Here is a 13,535-nt window from a genome sequence, read left to right as displayed (position 1 = left end):
TTGAAATAGTGTGTACATGTGTGTTATACTACGCACATGTACACGACAGGTGAGTTTGCAAAACGGATAGGGGTTGTTCCCAAGACCTTGCAGCGATGGGACCGAGAAGGCCGACTGAAGGCACACCGCACGGTTACCAATCAGCGCTATTATACCGATGAAGATCTCTCCATGGTACTTGGGCTGGAAAAAACCACAAAGAAGAAGCGGTGTGTTGCCTATTGTCGTGTTTCCAGTTCTGCACAAAAGCCCGATCTTCTCAAGCAACGGCACCACCTTGAGCAGTTCTGCATCGCGCGTGGTCTTGTCGTCGATGAGTGGATCGAAGAAATCGGCGGTGGTCTGAACTTCCAACGAAAAAAGTTTCTCACCGTGGTGGACGACATCGTTGCTGGTGAGATCGGTTCCCTGGTCATTGCCCACAAGGATCGTCTGGTCCGGTTTGGGTTTCCGCTCATCGAGCACCTGTGTGTGATGCATCAGTGCGACCTCATTGTCCTCAATACCCAATCGTTGAGTCCAGAGCAAGAACTCACTCAAGATGTGCTCACTATTCTGCAGTGCTTCTCGAGCCGGTTATACGGCTTGCGGAACTATCGAAAAACGGTGAAGGAGGCGTTGGCATATGGCAGCGACCATGATCAAAGCCCACAAGATTCGTCTGCACCCAACGCCTGAGCAGGAAGACTATCTTCGACGGGCGGCAGGCACGCGCCGCTTTGTCTACAACTGGGGCCTGGCAGAATGGAACAAGCAGTACGCTGAGTACAAGGAAGGCAAGCGGGAGAAGAAGCCCACGGCCAACGCACTCAAGAAACACTTCCAGGCAATCCGAGAAAAGGATTTCCCCTGGACCTTTGAGGTCACCAAGTGTGTGATTGAAGGGGCCTTTGAGGACTTGGGAGACGCCTTCTCCCGCTTCTTCAAGGGACAGAATGACCACCCCACCTTCAAAAAGAAGAACAAGAGTCGGGAGTCTTTCTACGTTGCCAATGATAAGTTTTCGGTTGGGGACCATTGGATCGTGGTCCCGGTGTTAGGTCAGTTTCTTCTGGACAAGCAGCAAGCCGATGGCACCCTGCCCCAGAAGATCCGCAACAAGACGAAGTACAAGCGTGGCCTGGGGAAGGTCAACATGGCGGAATCGCTGCGCTTTGTGGTTGCTGATTCTTCACAGAAGGCTGGCACATGGCGCAACGAAAAGAAGAAAGTCCTCTGTTCCTCCGTCAAAATGGTAGGTGCGACGATTGGCCTGTCTGGCGGGTATTGGTATGTGAGCATTCATGTGGAAGTGCCTGCCATCTCGGTGATCAATACGCATCCGATTGTTGGCGTCGATGTGGGCATCAAAGAAGCAGCCATTGTGAGCGATGGTCGGCGGTTTGAAAACCAAAAACCGCTTGCCAGGCAGATCAAGAAGCTGAAACGTCTCTCACGCTCGTTGAGTCGGAAACAGTATGATCAAGAGAGCAAACAGGGCAGCAAGAACCGCGAGAAGGCCAGGGTGAAACTGGCTCGCTTGCACGGCCAACTTGCCAACATCCGGCGAGATAGCCAGCACAAGCTCACCACCGAGATGGCTCGGACATGCAGCGTCGTGGGGTTGGAAGACCTGCACGTCAAAGGCCTGTTGAAGAACCGCAAGTTGGCCAGAACGATGGCGGACGCCGGGCTTGGCCAGTTGTTGCAGTTCTTTGAGACGAAAATGCAGGCCGTGGGAGGGCAGGCCATCGTGGTGGATCGCTTCTTCCCTTCGACAAAACGATGCTCTGGGTGTGGGCACGTGAAGAAGCGCATGCCCTTGAAATACCGCACCTATTGCTGCCTGAAATGTGGTCTGGTGAGGACCGCGACGTGAATGCGGCGCTGAACCTGGAGCGGGAAGCCCGCCGCATTCTTCAAGAAGAGCTTCTCGTTCCCGTTGTGGATAGTGGCTCAGGCCCAACGGAAAAACGCCTGTGGAGGCCGTGTGAGACCGAAGCCGGTAGCTGATCTCAAGGCCCGGTGCGATGGCAGTGGTCGATGAAGCAGGAACAACGAAATTTGCCAGATGTGTTAGCTTGCTGCACACATCTGCGTATCAAAATCGGAGCAGTTGTGTATATTACTCTTTTACGCGGTCATTCGCAGTTTGCACTTTAACAAATTGACCATGTCTGCGCCATTGATTAAACAATCAGGCACCGAGAGTTTGCATAACGGGTGCCCCCCTTTGTTTAATGGGCAGGCGTGGTTATTCGCATGATGAGAGAGCGAGATGGAGTGAACCCATTTTACCGGACAGCAAGCAAGTCAACTTCGTGGGAGTGAGGTATACAGCGCCTCAAACTCAACAGGTGGGAGGTATCCCAAACTGGAATGCAACCGTTTGACATTGTACACCTTCTCGATAAAAACCATCAAATTCGCTTGAGCATCTGCAAAACTCTGATAGTCTTTCAGATACACCTCTTCCTGTTTGAGGGTCTTGAAAAATGATTCGGCTTTGGCATTGTCATAAGGATTATCCACATCCGACATACTGATCACGGCGCCAATCTGCTTGAGCTGTTCCACATACGCCTGACTGGCGTATTGAACTCCCCGATCACTGTGGTGAATCAACCCAGAACCAGGATGACGAGCAAGGACAGCTTGTCTCAATGCGGCCAGAGGGAGCGAGGTGGTCATCTCATGCGAGAGATGCCAGCCCACGCAACGCCGCGAGAAGGCATCGAGAAGGCACGCCAGGTACACAAATGCATTGTTCAAGCGAATGTAGGTGATATCAGCCACCCAGGCTTGATCAAGTCTCTCAAGCTGCATCCCTGCCAAGGCATTTGGGTACACCGGCAAACGATGATGCGAATCCGTCGTTTTGACCACGAAGCGTTTCTTCAGATGACATAAGAGTGACTCTTCACGCATGATCCGCAGCACCCGTTTGTGGTTGACGAACTGCCCCTGCCGATGCAATGCCCGCGTCACTCGCCGATAGCCATAGCCAGGGAATTCCAAAATGATACGCTCAATCTCATCACGCAGTGCCAGTTCCTCTTCGTCGGGCAAGTGGTTCAGTTGCTCGTAGTACCAACTCCGACTGACTGCAAAGAGATCACACAGCTGCTGGACCGAAAGCTGGGGATGCAGCCGATGAGCCTGAACAATCATCGCATGTCGCTCCTGGATCTCAAAGCCTGCAATGTTTTTTTTAGCACGGCATTCTCCAGAGCCAACTGTCCACAGAATTGCTCCAATTCGGCAATGCGTGCCGCTTCTGAGGTGGCAGGTGTCTGGGACCGGAAGGCAGCCTCTCCGCGCTCCTGGTACCCCTTGCGCCAGCGCGACAGCACGCTCTCGGCCAGACCATGTTCACGGCAGACTTGGGCGGGCCGTTTCTCTCCAGAAGCGACTTGCCGAACAACCTCCAATTTAAACTCAGGACTGTGCTGGCGTTTGTGCATCGTCTCTTCTCCTTTGCTGGTGCTGTTCTTAAGTCTACGACATTTCGGAGAAGTTGACTTCCTTTACTGTCCGGACTTGGGGGTTCACTCCAAGAAGTAAACTTCCATGGCTCTCCCGAAGGGAAGGGAAGGGAAGCATTCATGGCAGAAAAAGAGTACCTTTTCAAATTATTGTATCGAGCTTTTCTAGATATCCGTGTAGCGAGTTACTCAAAAGATTGCCACACCTGTTTTGTGCTTGCTGATATCTTTCACACTGTTCCTTTGCAAATGAACCAGGCTGAAAAAGGTGAGCAAAGTTATGCCGATATCGTCATTTGGATACAAAAGAAATGTGAAGAAAAGAGTTGCCTATCCTGGCTTGAGAATGCCAACGCTGATATAGCAAAAAGACTGTAACGAGCCTCTTCAACAGGACTGGATCTTTTAACACATGCACGATATGACAACCGAAAACGACGTCATTTAGCGCCTGGCTATGTCAGTCGGATGATCTATGAAGAGCAACAACTGTGGCGAAAAAAGAACGGACGTTGAACGTGACGTCTTCATCCTTCCCTGTGTCGCGAGCTTCCTATTAGACTCTACATTTTTTGACTGGACAAAAACGGAGCCACCTCACATCGATTTGGTTGTAACATCCAGTCGGGAATGATATCGCGCGACAGGTTATCTTAAACATCTTCTCTTGACGCGCCGCCAAAACGCCGCTATTATCTAAGTAATTACTTAGTTATTAACAGGTGTGACATCGAGAGGAAGAGCTATATGTCTCCAGCAGAAGGGAAGCGAACACGTGACGCGCAGAGAACGCGTGAGGCGATCCTTGAAGCCGCGGTGGAGGTCTTTGCCGAGCATGGGTTCGCTGGGGCGCGTATCGATACGATCGCGAAGGCTTCGGGCTATAACGTAAGCCTACTTTTTCAATACTTTGGCGATAAACTCAATCTCTACACCGAGGTACTCAGGCGAGCGCATGAAGAGGCGACCAATGTGCGGGCGCGTGCCTTTGCGCCTCTACTTGAGCAAAAAGACCCTTTTCGGGATGCGAGCCAGTTCCGGATCTTCCTCGAAACGGCGATTGGTGGATTGTTTGATCACTTGGTTGGACATCCACGACTGATGCGCATCTTGCTCTGGGAGATGGCGGATGGATGGCAAACCTATGCCAGAATCAGTACGCAAATGCCCACGGACAAGATTGAGAAGTTTGAGGCCATATTTCAACCAGCCCGGCAGGCAGGATGGCTGCGCTCAGGTTTCTCTCCCACCGTTCAGTTGATGCAGGCGCTGCAGACCTGTCTGTCCTACCTGGCCTCAATGCCTCTCTACCATGCCATGCTATCTGAAGCCGATGCCTCCACGGTTTCAAATCTGGCCCAGGCGCGGGAATACCTTGTCGCTTCAGTAGTTGCTGGCATCATCCTCGATGCACCAAAAAGCAATGGGGCCAGATAAGTTGTGATACCAGAAGTATGTTGTACATGCAGGGCTGCACAAAGGATACGGTGATGAAGACTGTTGATGTTCCTTTTACAGGGATAAAAGAAACGCTCCTTCTGACGCTCTATACCAGGGCGATGGATAGCCGCTCCAGGCATCCACTTCTGGGTGACAGGAAAGCGGAAGAGATTGTCCAGCACCTCGATTATGATTTCAGCAGATTGAGGGTGCCTCAAAAAAGAAAGCCTGGGCGGAGCGATCAGAGCTAAAATGCTTGATGCGTGCACGGTGGAATTTCTCGCCGCACACCCTGACGCGACCGTATTAGACCTGGGGTGCGGGCTAGATGATCGCAGAGAGCGGGTAGATCCACCAAAGGATGCGCGCTGGTTCGACATCGACTATCCCGATGTGATCGCGTTACGCCAACGCTTTTATAGCGAGACCGCTGGATATCAGATGATTGGCGCCTCGCTGACCAGTCCCGACTTCTTACATTGTATTCCAATGGACCGTCCCGCGATCATCGTCGCGGATGGCTTGCTCCCTTTTCTGACGGAGGAAGAGATCAAACAGCTTTTCAGGCGCTTAACTGCTCACTTTCCAGGCGGCCAACTGGCATTCAATGGCTATAGCAGGCTGGCGTCGCGACTGATGGTTGCGCACCCTTCCATCAAAGCGATTGGTATCGCGCCTGCCAATTCGGGCTTCGACGATCCCCATGAACCTGAAACATGGGACCCTCATCTCAAGCTTATTGACGCGCAATCCATCATAGGATCGCCGTATGTTGCCAGGGCACCCGGTACCTATCGCGCCATCTGCCACTTGATGTATTGCGTGCCCGCATTGAGAAAGGAGGGCGGTTGGATCTTGCGCTATCACTTCTAATGCAAAGAGCAATCATAGGGGACAGCGTTCTCTGGCATTGGGTACCTGGCGCAACTGTTTCGAAGAAAGGCAGACTGACTATGCAATCGGTTATTGAATTCTGGCAACGGATTGAACACTGGCTCACGGTACATACCCCTCATATCTTGGAGAACTTCAACCCAGGGGCCTCTGAGGCGCAGATTGTGGAAGCAGAAACACTGCTGGGTTTCGTTCTTCCCGAAGATTTCAAAACCTTCTATCGCATCCACAACGGAGGAGGTTCCGGTCTTCTGGATATCGAGGGAATGAGTGAGCTGTTACCGTTGCACGACTTGATACAAGCATGACGTCAGATCGACAATGAACCGGCAGGCTTTGTGACCGATCCGCACCGGAAGCATCCGCCGGTGCAACCAGTGCTGTGGCATAATGGGTGGGTAGTGATGGCTGAGAATGGGGGTGGATCCTTGTTGTGTTTGGACATGGCCCCTACGGCTGGAGGACAGGCGGGCCAGGTGTTCTCTTATGACTATGGCCCCGATTGGGTGATTGCTCCCAGCTTCGCGGCGCTCCTTGCTCAGTGGGCGCAGTGGCTGGAAGCCGGGTACTATGAGCTCGACGAATTTGGAGGAAAACATCTTGAGGCGACGCTAGACGGATACAACGAGTATATGATGGTTCGCGACAAGCCGAAGTGGAAAGAGAGCCCGTAGGGCAGAGGGCTATAGCGGGATTCTCCAGGGGTTGGCCGTGATAGGCATGATAAGCTGGCAGCAGGAGCACCTATCATACGGTGCTCCTACCACACAGGCATCGCTGACGGTGCACCAATTTATGACCCAAAATCTTATCTAGGGCACATGGTTTCTCGAGGCCTCCTCTTCTGTGCTCTTGCCTGGCTGTCATGCCACTTGCACGATGCGCTCTAAAGAAAGCTCTCATCTTTGGGCACGCTACGAAAGCGGATCAAGTCCACCTATGACGCGTCAACTGGGCGGGACTGCAAGGTGCAACTGGCGCAGATGTTCTGGATCGGTAATCGCATCGATGGTCGCGATTTTGCCGTCTCTGATGGTGAGACGCAAGAGGAGCAGGAGCCGTCCACGCGGAGCAATAACGATTCCCACCGCCCCGTCTACGAGCACTGGTTGTGCGAACGGGATGCGTTCCAGGATCTGTCGCGCTCCCCTGGCGACGGCCTGTGCGCCACAAACCTCCCTTACAGCGCCTCGGGAGACGGCTACGTGGTCGGCTCGGAACACAATATCCGGGTCGAGTATTGTCAGGAGTGCGTCGAAGGATCCTTCGCGCGCGGCGGTGAGGAACGCATCAACGACTTCTCGCTGGAAGGCCAGATCGGCATCTTTTACCATTGCCACCCCTTGTATCCGACGGCGGGCACGGCTGGCAAGCTGTCTGGTCGTCATCGGAGAACGTTCCACAAGAGGCGCAATCTCATCGAAGGGCACGGCGAAAACATCGTGCAGAACGAAGGCGAGACGCTCGGCGGGGGCAAGCGTGTCCAGGACGACCAGCAGCGCCAGGCCCACCCCATCGGCAAGTTCCGCCTCTTCCTCAGGGTCAATCCCGCCCTCGTGGTCGGTGACAGGGAGAGACAGAGACGCTTCTAGAGACTCTTCACGTCGCGATTTCCGCGCATGCAACATATTGAGGCAGATGCGTGCTAGCACTGTCGTCAGCCATCCACCCAGGTTTGAGACATTACTTGTATCGGCACGGATGAGATGGAGCCAGGTCTCCTGGACGGCATCCTCTGCCTCGGCGAGTGAGCCAAGCATGCGATAGGCCATCGCTCGCAATCGAGGACGCTCCACCTCAAATTGCGCAGCCAACCAGTTCTGTGTCTTTATCATTGGTCACACTTCCTCGTTTTGTTTTGTCATAAGAATGACAAAGGAACCCCCACGAATGTGACAATAGAGAATAGATAAGAAAGGGAAACCAATCGCTATGACTACCAATCTCTCACAGTCTGAGTTCACGCACCTGGCATCAGAGAAGCAGATCGAGCAAACCGTTCAGGCCCTGCAAACGCACGGCATACACGTGGTCATCTTTGCGACCATCGAAGAGGCAAGAACGTTTGTACTTGACCTGATCCCCACTGGTGCACAGGTCTATGACGCGCCCTCGCGTACCCTTGAGGCACTCGGTCTGCCAGAGCAGATCGAGCACGCAAACCGCTTTCAATCGGTGCGCGCCCGGTTATCGACCTTTGATCCTATGACCCAGCGCCACGAGATGCGCAAACTGGTTGCGGCCCCCGATGTCCTGGTAGGCAGCGTCCAGGCGATCACTGAACAGGGCGAGGTGCTCATTGCATCAGCATCCGGTAGCCAGTTAGGGGCCGCTGTCTTTGGCGCGAGCACGGTGATCTGGGTGGTGGGCACGCAAAAGCTCGTGCGGACGCGAGAAGACGGACTTCGCCGCATCCACACCTATAGCCTTCCCTTAGAAAATGAACGCGCCCAGCACGTCTACGGCCAGGGCAGCGCCATCAATAAACTGTTGACCATCAATGCAGAGCACGAGCCTGGTCGTATTACGGTAGTTCTGGTCAAGCAGCAGCTTGGCTTTTAGGCGTTCTTAGAAGGGAAGAGCACCTCTCCTTCTCTCATACGTACATCAGGGTCACAGAAGAAAGGTGTTTCAGTTTTCAAGTTTGGAGGGATATCTATCATGGCAGCAATAAACATGCAGGGAAAAGTGTGTCTGGTGACGGGGAGCAGTTCGGGAATAGGGAAGGCGACGGCCAAAGAACTGGCCGGGATGGGCGCGACGGTGGTGATGGTCTGTCGCAATCGCGCCAAAGGTGAAGCCGTACAGGCAGAGATCAAAGAGGCGAACGCACATGCGCAGGTGGACCTGATTGTCGCCGACCTCTCGCAGCTTTCCCAGGTTCGCCGTGCCGCAGGTGAGTTTACGAAAACATACCCGCAGCTTCACGTGTTGATCAATAACGTTGGTGGGTTGAAGAGCGAACGGGAAGTCACCCCTGATGGCCTGGAATACGCCTTTGCGACCAATTACCTGGCTCCATTCCTGCTTACCCACCTGCTCCTGGATACGCTTAAGGCCAGTGCCCCGGCGCGTATCATCAATGTCAGCTCCGCCGGGCATACCCTCGGGCGCATCGATTTTGCCAATTTGCAAGGGGAACGAGGGTATAGTCCCTCACGAGCCTATGCTGATTCCAAACTGGCGCAACTCTATGCCACCTATGAATGGGCTGAACAGCTCAAAGGAACGGGGATCACCGTGAACGCGCTGCATCCAGGGGCTGTCGCCACCAACTTTAATGACAACCTGAAAGGCTTTGTGCGTCTGATTGGAATGTTCAACAATGTGGTGGGAACAAGGCCGGAGAAAGGAGCGCAGACGACACTCTACCTGGCAACCTCGCCCGAGGTGGAGGGAGTAAGTGGGAAGTATTTCTCCAAGAGCAAGCAGGTCCCTTCCTCCAAACGTTCATATGACATGGCAGTGCGCACACGCCTCTGGTGCGTATCAGAAGAGTTGATTCGCCCATACGCTGATTCTCTCCCCTACACAAAGAGCTACGGAGGAAGGCATTGAAACCATAGCACATGTGAAATAGAGAACCTGCATCATACTCTCGACATGCTCATCCGCATTCTGCAAAAGGACGCCGCTTCTTGATCCCATTGCACACTCATTTTGATAAACTTCTGTCCAAACCGTGGAGAAACCACGGTTTGGCCCACATTGGCTTAGCTGTGACTCTCTACTTGGCTGTTTTCTTCCGAGCGAAAAAGCGCTACACTGGTGCTAGATTCACAGAAAGACGAGCCGCTTACGTATCGTCTCTCGCAATGTTTAGGGAAGAGGGAAGTATAGTGTTAGTTGATCAATTTGATGCCTTTTTCTTTGACCTCGATGGTGTGATTTATGTTGGACGCCAGGTTCTTCCTCACGTGATCTCCTCATTAGCGCGATTGCGCCAGCAGGGCAAAGCGATTCGTTTCCTGACGAATAATCCCTGTCCAACGCGTGATGGGTTGATCGACCGTTTGCACACTTTGGGCATTGAGGCATATAAAGAAGAATTGTTTACATCTTCCTGGGCTACCTGCCTGTACCTGCAGCAGCAGGAAATCCATAAAGTGTATGCCATCGGGAGCCCTGATATGGTATTGGAACTGGCAGAAGTTGGGATCAGCACTACTCGGACGGATCCCGAGGTGGTGGTGGTTGGTTGTGAAACGGCTATTGATTATGAACAGCTGCAGCTTGCAACCCGTTTTCTACGCAAAGGCGTACGCTTTGTGGCAACAATGGTGGATGCCTGGTTTCCTGATGAAGGAGGACCTTCGCCAGCCACCGGTGCGTTGATAGCCGCTCTTCAGGCTTCGACTGAACGCTATCCTGAGATCGTTGGCAAGCCTGCACCCACGATGTTTCGGGAGGCGTGCCGTGGTTTGCCCCATATCGAGCTTGAACGCATTGTTATGATTGGGGATAACCCGATGAGCGATATTCTTGGTGCCCATCAAGCAGGTATGACGGCGCTGCTGATCTCGCGCCTGCCAACGTCTACACGGCTTTATCCAGGTATCCGTGACTTGCGCCAACCAGATGGATACATTCCTGATCTGGCGGCACTCTTTGATGACACCATCATGATCCATCCATGGGAACCGGTGCCCTATGCGTGGCCACAGCGTGTCGTGCCCGCCGTGATGGCATTGGTGCGGGATCATGAGGGGAAAATAGCGCTTCTGCAACGTGAAGGCGAAGTCTGGCATGTGCCGCAGGGAGTGGTGGGACCAGGAGAAACGGTGCAAGAAGCGGTACTACGCGAGGTTGAGGCACAGGCTGGCCTGCGAGTGCAGGTACAGCGACTGTGCGGCGTCTATTCGGATCCGGAGATACAGGTACGCGCTTTATCTACAGGTGAGGTCGTACAGCATATTACCAATGGTTTCATCTGCGACATCGTGGAGATCCAGCATGAGCCACCATCGGGTACGTCCTTGTGCTTTGTCGACCCTCATAACATCCCTTTTCCAGTGAGCGAAGACGTGCGCAGATTTTTGGCCGATGCATTGAGTGAGACGAATGTGAGAGACTAAATGCTTCTCAATACGGTTCGCGGAGATGGGAGAGAATGGCAGGACAACAACGGGGCACCCTCATAGCCTTATCCGCGACCGATAAAAGGCATCCTGGTTGCCATCACGGTGAGAAACGGGACATTGACATCGAGTGGCAAACTCGCCATATAGAGCACCGCCTGCGCAACATGATCGGCACTCATCGTTGGTTCGATGGCAACGGTGCCATTGGCCTGGAGCACTCCATTTTCCATGCTGGCTGTCATCTCGGTTGCCGCGTTGCCGATGTCAATCTGCCCACAGGTAATGTCAAATGGGCGGCCATCCAACGCCGTTGATTTGGTGAGGCCGGTGATCGCATGTTTTGCTGCAGTATACGGGGCGGAATTGGGTCGGGGGGTATGCGCGGAAATCGATCCATTATTGATGATACGTCCGCCGCGTGGATGTTGCTGCTTCATCATCCTGAAGGCATGCTGCGTGCAAAGAAATGTTCCCGTCACGCACGTATCCAGCACACGACACCACTGCTCATACCCCAGGTCTTCGATCGGGATGGGGGGCGCACCCACGCCTGCATTATTGAATAACACATCCAGCCGTCCGAATGTGTCCTGCGTTGCCGCGAATAGCGCCGACACAGCTTCAGGATCGCTCACGTTTGTAGACATCACCAGCGTGCGCGACTTCGGCACCCCAGCTTCCTGAACCGTCTGCTCCAGGGGTTCGATTCGGCGGCCTGCTAGCACGACGGAATACCCGGCTTCTAAGAGCAGTAATGCCGTTCGTTTGCCAATACCAGTTCCAGCACCAGTCACGAGAGCGATGCGACCCGTTCCATTCATGTGTCTCTCTTCCTCGTGTGCCATACTACTCCTCGATATTCTGTACGCGCCCAACCTGTCCATCGACCAGCCGTACCTTGATCCCATGCGGGTGATAAGCGGAGTTTGTCAAAATGTCCTTGACGATTCCTCGGGTCAGTTTTCCCGTTCGCTGGTCTTGCTTGAGGACGATTGACACGGTGATTCCCAAACGTATATCCTGGCGGGTGCGTCCATCTGGCATGCCGTTTCGCTTTCTACTACCATTTCTGGTGAAGAGATATCTCTGTTAACAGAGTGGATGTCAAGTGTTTCCTGATGTTCACAATCACACGTTGGATGTGACGTTCCCATCCAGAGCAACAAACCTTCCCTTCACGAGTCCATTGTTATCTGCAGCTTTCAGGAGAGATAACACACCCAAGCCACTCACTCACAAGTGAGTGGACAGATCGTTGCATCTATTGTACGCTTCAAAAGGCGCGACTGTCCACCTTTGATATGGTAGCTTCGCCTTTCAATGGAGTGCTAGTGGTTGGATTGCCAACGGCTCAGTGGGGTGACCTGGATCTGCTTCGCCAGCCCATAGGCGGTCGAGAGATCACTGTCGTTCTCCACAAATATACGACCGATAACGAGCACCGAATTGTGCGGCGAAGCAATCTGTGTCATTCCCTGCGACACGGCTCCTTTCCAGCCCGGTCCGCTCATGAGATAATCGCCAGCTTCGGTTCCCGTGGTGCGTTTGCCGACGTAGGCAAAATTCGTGCCGTCCGAGGGATCAGTGAACTGCACGCTGTAGTATCGGCCCGCCATGTCCGGCACGTGCAAAACCTGCGCCCCTCTAGAGAGGTCGAGCCAGCCGCCGACATAGAGCACATCGTTGGTTCCTGTTGCTAATAAACTGGAGTTTGGCGCCGCGGGCGAAGAGAGAGTGGGCGCCGCGTCCAGCGTATTGACTGGGATTGGGTCGCCGCCGAGCCCATGCCGAACTACCGCTCGTTTGTAGGCACTGTACGTCATATGCGGCCAAAAATACAGGAAAACGAACGTGCCGAGTCCCCATACGATAACTGCCACGACGACGAATGAAATGAGCTGGCTCCCCCCCCATCGAGAAATACCTGTAGACGACCCATGCGAGGATGGCCAGGATGGCGAACGTAATGGGATATTTATATTTCAGAATCAATCTGTTCATCTCATTGCACTTTCATGACTGGCGGTACGTGGTATTCGCCGTCGAGGATAGCCCGGCCGGGCAGATACGCGCGCAGCATCAGCTTGAAGTAGCCCGCCGGTGCAGGCAGCCAGTTGGACTCGTGCCCTGCGGGAGCCGCGCGCTGAAGATAAATGTCGATTGAGCCATCGGCGTTCGGCACGAGGCCGGAGCGAGAGCCGACGCTGGAGCGATCGGTGGGGTTGCTCACCATATACCCAACCACATCAGTCATGGTCAGCGACCAGAAGGCATCGTTGGGCGGGAGGTGTCCGGAAGGAAAATGCAGGACGTAATCGCGCTGGCCGGAGAGCCGCCGCCCTGCGCTGTCGACGGTCGTCGTCCAGTAGGCAGCCTCTTGCACCACATTGGTGGCGGGAAGGGTCCGGGCGCATGCGGCCCGTAGGAGGATGCCATTACCGGGTTGGCCGCATTTGGTAGTGGTGCTCCACCCGTTGACGGTCGTTGTCATGGCTTTCACCACCGCGTTCATAATGATCTGTGCCGTGAGAAACGCCAGCACGCCGCCGACGATGATTCCTTGCACGACGTGAGAGTCTGAGAGCATGATAGAGAAACATCCTTTCATGTGAGAGCACCTATGCTCCAGGGTAGCAGGTGAACACTCGGTTCTCTC

The 13,535-nt window shown here is 53.8% G+C and carries 16 protein-coding genes and 1 pseudogene; 10 read left to right on the top strand and 7 right to left on the bottom strand.

The annotated features are described in order from the left end of the window. Positions 1 to 36 precede the first annotated feature (36 nt). A complete protein-coding gene (locus tag AABA21_RS04545) occupies positions 37 to 678 on the top strand; it encodes an IS607 family transposase (protein WP_338247804.1) in 642 nt (213 codons plus the stop codon). Continuing rightward, positions 626 to 1,858, top strand: coding sequence for an RNA-guided endonuclease InsQ/TnpB family protein (locus AABA21_RS04540; RefSeq protein WP_338247803.1), 1,233 nt, complete (start codon positions 626 to 628; stop codon positions 1,856 to 1,858). The genes AABA21_RS04545 and AABA21_RS04540 overlap by 53 nt, the downstream gene beginning before the upstream one ends. 434 nt (positions 1,859 to 2,292) lie before the next feature. Here AABA21_RS04540 and AABA21_RS04535 read toward each other — a convergent pair whose 3' ends face one another. Both AABA21_RS04535 and AABA21_RS04530 read right to left on the bottom strand, forming a co-directional pair. Next, complete coding sequence (locus tag AABA21_RS04535; RefSeq protein ID WP_338247802.1) at positions 2,293 to 3,150, bottom strand: IS3 family transposase; 858 nt, start codon at positions 3,148 to 3,150, stop codon at positions 2,293 to 2,295. Then, positions 3,147 to 3,443: a transposase gene (locus AABA21_RS04530; protein WP_338247801.1), complete on the bottom strand. Its 297-nt coding sequence runs from the start codon at positions 3,441 to 3,443 to the stop codon at positions 3,147 to 3,149. The genes AABA21_RS04535 and AABA21_RS04530 overlap by 4 nt, the downstream gene beginning before the upstream one ends. A 141-nt stretch (positions 3,444 to 3,584) precedes the next feature. Here AABA21_RS04530 and AABA21_RS04525 point away from each other — a divergent pair, with 141 nt between their 5' ends. From AABA21_RS04525 to AABA21_RS04505, 5 genes and pseudogenes are all read left to right on the top strand, one after another. Continuing rightward, positions 3,585 to 3,842, top strand: coding sequence for a hypothetical protein (locus AABA21_RS04525; protein WP_338247800.1), 258 nt, complete (start codon positions 3,585 to 3,587; stop codon positions 3,840 to 3,842). 369 nt (positions 3,843 to 4,211) lie between these two features. Then, positions 4,212 to 4,901: a TetR/AcrR family transcriptional regulator gene (locus AABA21_RS04520; protein ID WP_338247799.1), complete on the top strand. Its 690-nt coding sequence runs from the start codon at positions 4,212 to 4,214 to the stop codon at positions 4,899 to 4,901. 53 nt (positions 4,902 to 4,954) lie between these two features. Next, positions 4,955 to 5,155 (top strand): hypothetical protein, encoded by a 201-nt coding sequence (locus tag AABA21_RS04515; protein WP_338247798.1) that lies wholly within the window; start codon positions 4,955 to 4,957, stop codon positions 5,153 to 5,155. Between the two features lies 1 nt (position 5,156). Beyond that, positions 5,157 to 5,777 carry a class I SAM-dependent methyltransferase gene (locus tag AABA21_RS04510; RefSeq protein WP_338247797.1) on the top strand — a complete coding sequence of 207 codons (621 nt, stop codon included), beginning with the start codon at positions 5,157 to 5,159 and terminating at the stop codon, positions 5,775 to 5,777. Then, positions 5,777 to 6,472 (top strand): annotated as a pseudogene (locus tag AABA21_RS04505) (SMI1/KNR4 family protein). The gene AABA21_RS04510 and the pseudogene AABA21_RS04505 overlap by 1 nt, the downstream one beginning before the upstream one ends. Positions 6,473 to 6,745: 273 nt before the next feature. Here AABA21_RS04505 and AABA21_RS04500 read toward each other — a convergent pair. Continuing rightward, complete coding sequence (locus AABA21_RS04500; RefSeq protein WP_338247796.1) at positions 6,746 to 7,633, bottom strand: sigma-70 family RNA polymerase sigma factor; 888 nt, start codon at positions 7,631 to 7,633, stop codon at positions 6,746 to 6,748. Positions 7,634 to 7,730: 97 nt separating this feature from the next. Here AABA21_RS04500 and AABA21_RS04495 point away from each other — a divergent pair, with 97 nt between their 5' ends. The 3 genes from AABA21_RS04495 (at position 7,731) to AABA21_RS04485 (ending at position 10,873) form a co-directional block, all read left to right on the top strand. After that, complete coding sequence (locus AABA21_RS04495) at positions 7,731 to 8,360, top strand: lactate utilization protein (protein WP_338247795.1); 630 nt, start codon at positions 7,731 to 7,733, stop codon at positions 8,358 to 8,360. Positions 8,361 to 8,459: 99 nt separating this feature from the next. Beyond that, complete coding sequence (locus AABA21_RS04490; RefSeq protein ID WP_338247794.1) at positions 8,460 to 9,356, top strand: SDR family oxidoreductase; 897 nt, start codon at positions 8,460 to 8,462, stop codon at positions 9,354 to 9,356. Between the two features lie 281 nt (positions 9,357 to 9,637). Then, complete coding sequence (locus AABA21_RS04485) at positions 9,638 to 10,873, top strand: HAD-IIA family hydrolase (protein ID WP_338247793.1); 1,236 nt, start codon at positions 9,638 to 9,640, stop codon at positions 10,871 to 10,873. A 68-nt stretch (positions 10,874 to 10,941) separates the two neighbouring features. On the opposite strand, the gene AABA21_RS04480 is transcribed toward AABA21_RS04485, so the two are convergent. From AABA21_RS04480 to AABA21_RS04465, 4 genes are all read right to left on the bottom strand, one after another. Continuing rightward, a complete protein-coding gene (locus tag AABA21_RS04480) occupies positions 10,942 to 11,700 on the bottom strand; it encodes an SDR family oxidoreductase (protein ID WP_420917130.1) in 759 nt (252 codons plus the stop codon). A 25-nt stretch (positions 11,701 to 11,725) separates the two neighbouring features. Further along, entirely contained in the window at positions 11,726 to 11,923 is a 198-nt protein-coding gene (locus AABA21_RS04475) for a YwbE family protein (protein ID WP_338247791.1), read from the bottom strand. 284 nt (positions 11,924 to 12,207) lie between these two features. Beyond that, positions 12,208 to 12,702, bottom strand: a complete 495-nt coding sequence (locus AABA21_RS04470; RefSeq protein WP_338247790.1) for a DUF1254 domain-containing protein — start codon at positions 12,700 to 12,702, stop codon at positions 12,208 to 12,210. Positions 12,703 to 12,881: 179 nt separating this feature from the next. Next, positions 12,882 to 13,466, bottom strand: a complete 585-nt coding sequence (locus tag AABA21_RS04465; RefSeq protein ID WP_338247789.1) for a DUF1214 domain-containing protein — start codon at positions 13,464 to 13,466, stop codon at positions 12,882 to 12,884. Positions 13,467 to 13,535: the final 69 nt, after the last annotated feature.

It is taken from the genome of Dictyobacter halimunensis (assembly GCF_036245075.1).
This window is presented reverse-complemented; position numbering and strand designations above follow the sequence as displayed.

Coding starts and splice junctions, on each gene's coding strand:
- AABA21_RS04490 (WP_338247794.1), top strand. CDS start 8,460: ATGGCAGCAATAAACATGCAGGGAAAAGTGTGTCTGGTGACGGGGAGC.
- AABA21_RS04535 (WP_338247802.1), bottom strand. CDS start 3,150: ATGATTGTTCAGGCTCATCGGCTGCATCCCCAGCTTTCGGTCCAGCAG.
- AABA21_RS04470 (WP_338247790.1), bottom strand. CDS start 12,702: ATGACGTACAGTGCCTACAAACGAGCGGTAGTTCGGCATGGGCTCGGC.
- AABA21_RS04510 (WP_338247797.1), top strand. CDS start 5,157: ATGCTTGATGCGTGCACGGTGGAATTTCTCGCCGCACACCCTGACGCG.
- AABA21_RS04515 (WP_338247798.1), top strand. CDS start 4,955: ATGAAGACTGTTGATGTTCCTTTTACAGGGATAAAAGAAACGCTCCTT.
- AABA21_RS04475 (WP_338247791.1), bottom strand. CDS start 11,923: ATGCCAGATGGACGCACCCGCCAGGATATACGTTTGGGAATCACCGTG.
- AABA21_RS04540 (WP_338247803.1), top strand. CDS start 626: ATGGCAGCGACCATGATCAAAGCCCACAAGATTCGTCTGCACCCAACG.
- AABA21_RS04525 (WP_338247800.1), top strand. CDS start 3,585: ATGGCAGAAAAAGAGTACCTTTTCAAATTATTGTATCGAGCTTTTCTA.
- AABA21_RS04500 (WP_338247796.1), bottom strand. CDS start 7,633: ATGATAAAGACACAGAACTGGTTGGCTGCGCAATTTGAGGTGGAGCGT.
- AABA21_RS04480 (WP_420917130.1), bottom strand. CDS start 11,700: ATGAATGGAACGGGTCGCATCGCTCTCGTGACTGGTGCTGGAACTGGT.
- AABA21_RS04520 (WP_338247799.1), top strand. CDS start 4,212: ATGTCTCCAGCAGAAGGGAAGCGAACACGTGACGCGCAGAGAACGCGT.
- AABA21_RS04495 (WP_338247795.1), top strand. CDS start 7,731: ATGACTACCAATCTCTCACAGTCTGAGTTCACGCACCTGGCATCAGAG.
- AABA21_RS04530 (WP_338247801.1), bottom strand. CDS start 3,443: ATGCACAAACGCCAGCACAGTCCTGAGTTTAAATTGGAGGTTGTTCGG.
- AABA21_RS04465 (WP_338247789.1), bottom strand. CDS start 13,466: ATGCTCTCAGACTCTCACGTCGTGCAAGGAATCATCGTCGGCGGCGTG.
- AABA21_RS04545 (WP_338247804.1), top strand. CDS start 37: ATGTACACGACAGGTGAGTTTGCAAAACGGATAGGGGTTGTTCCCAAG.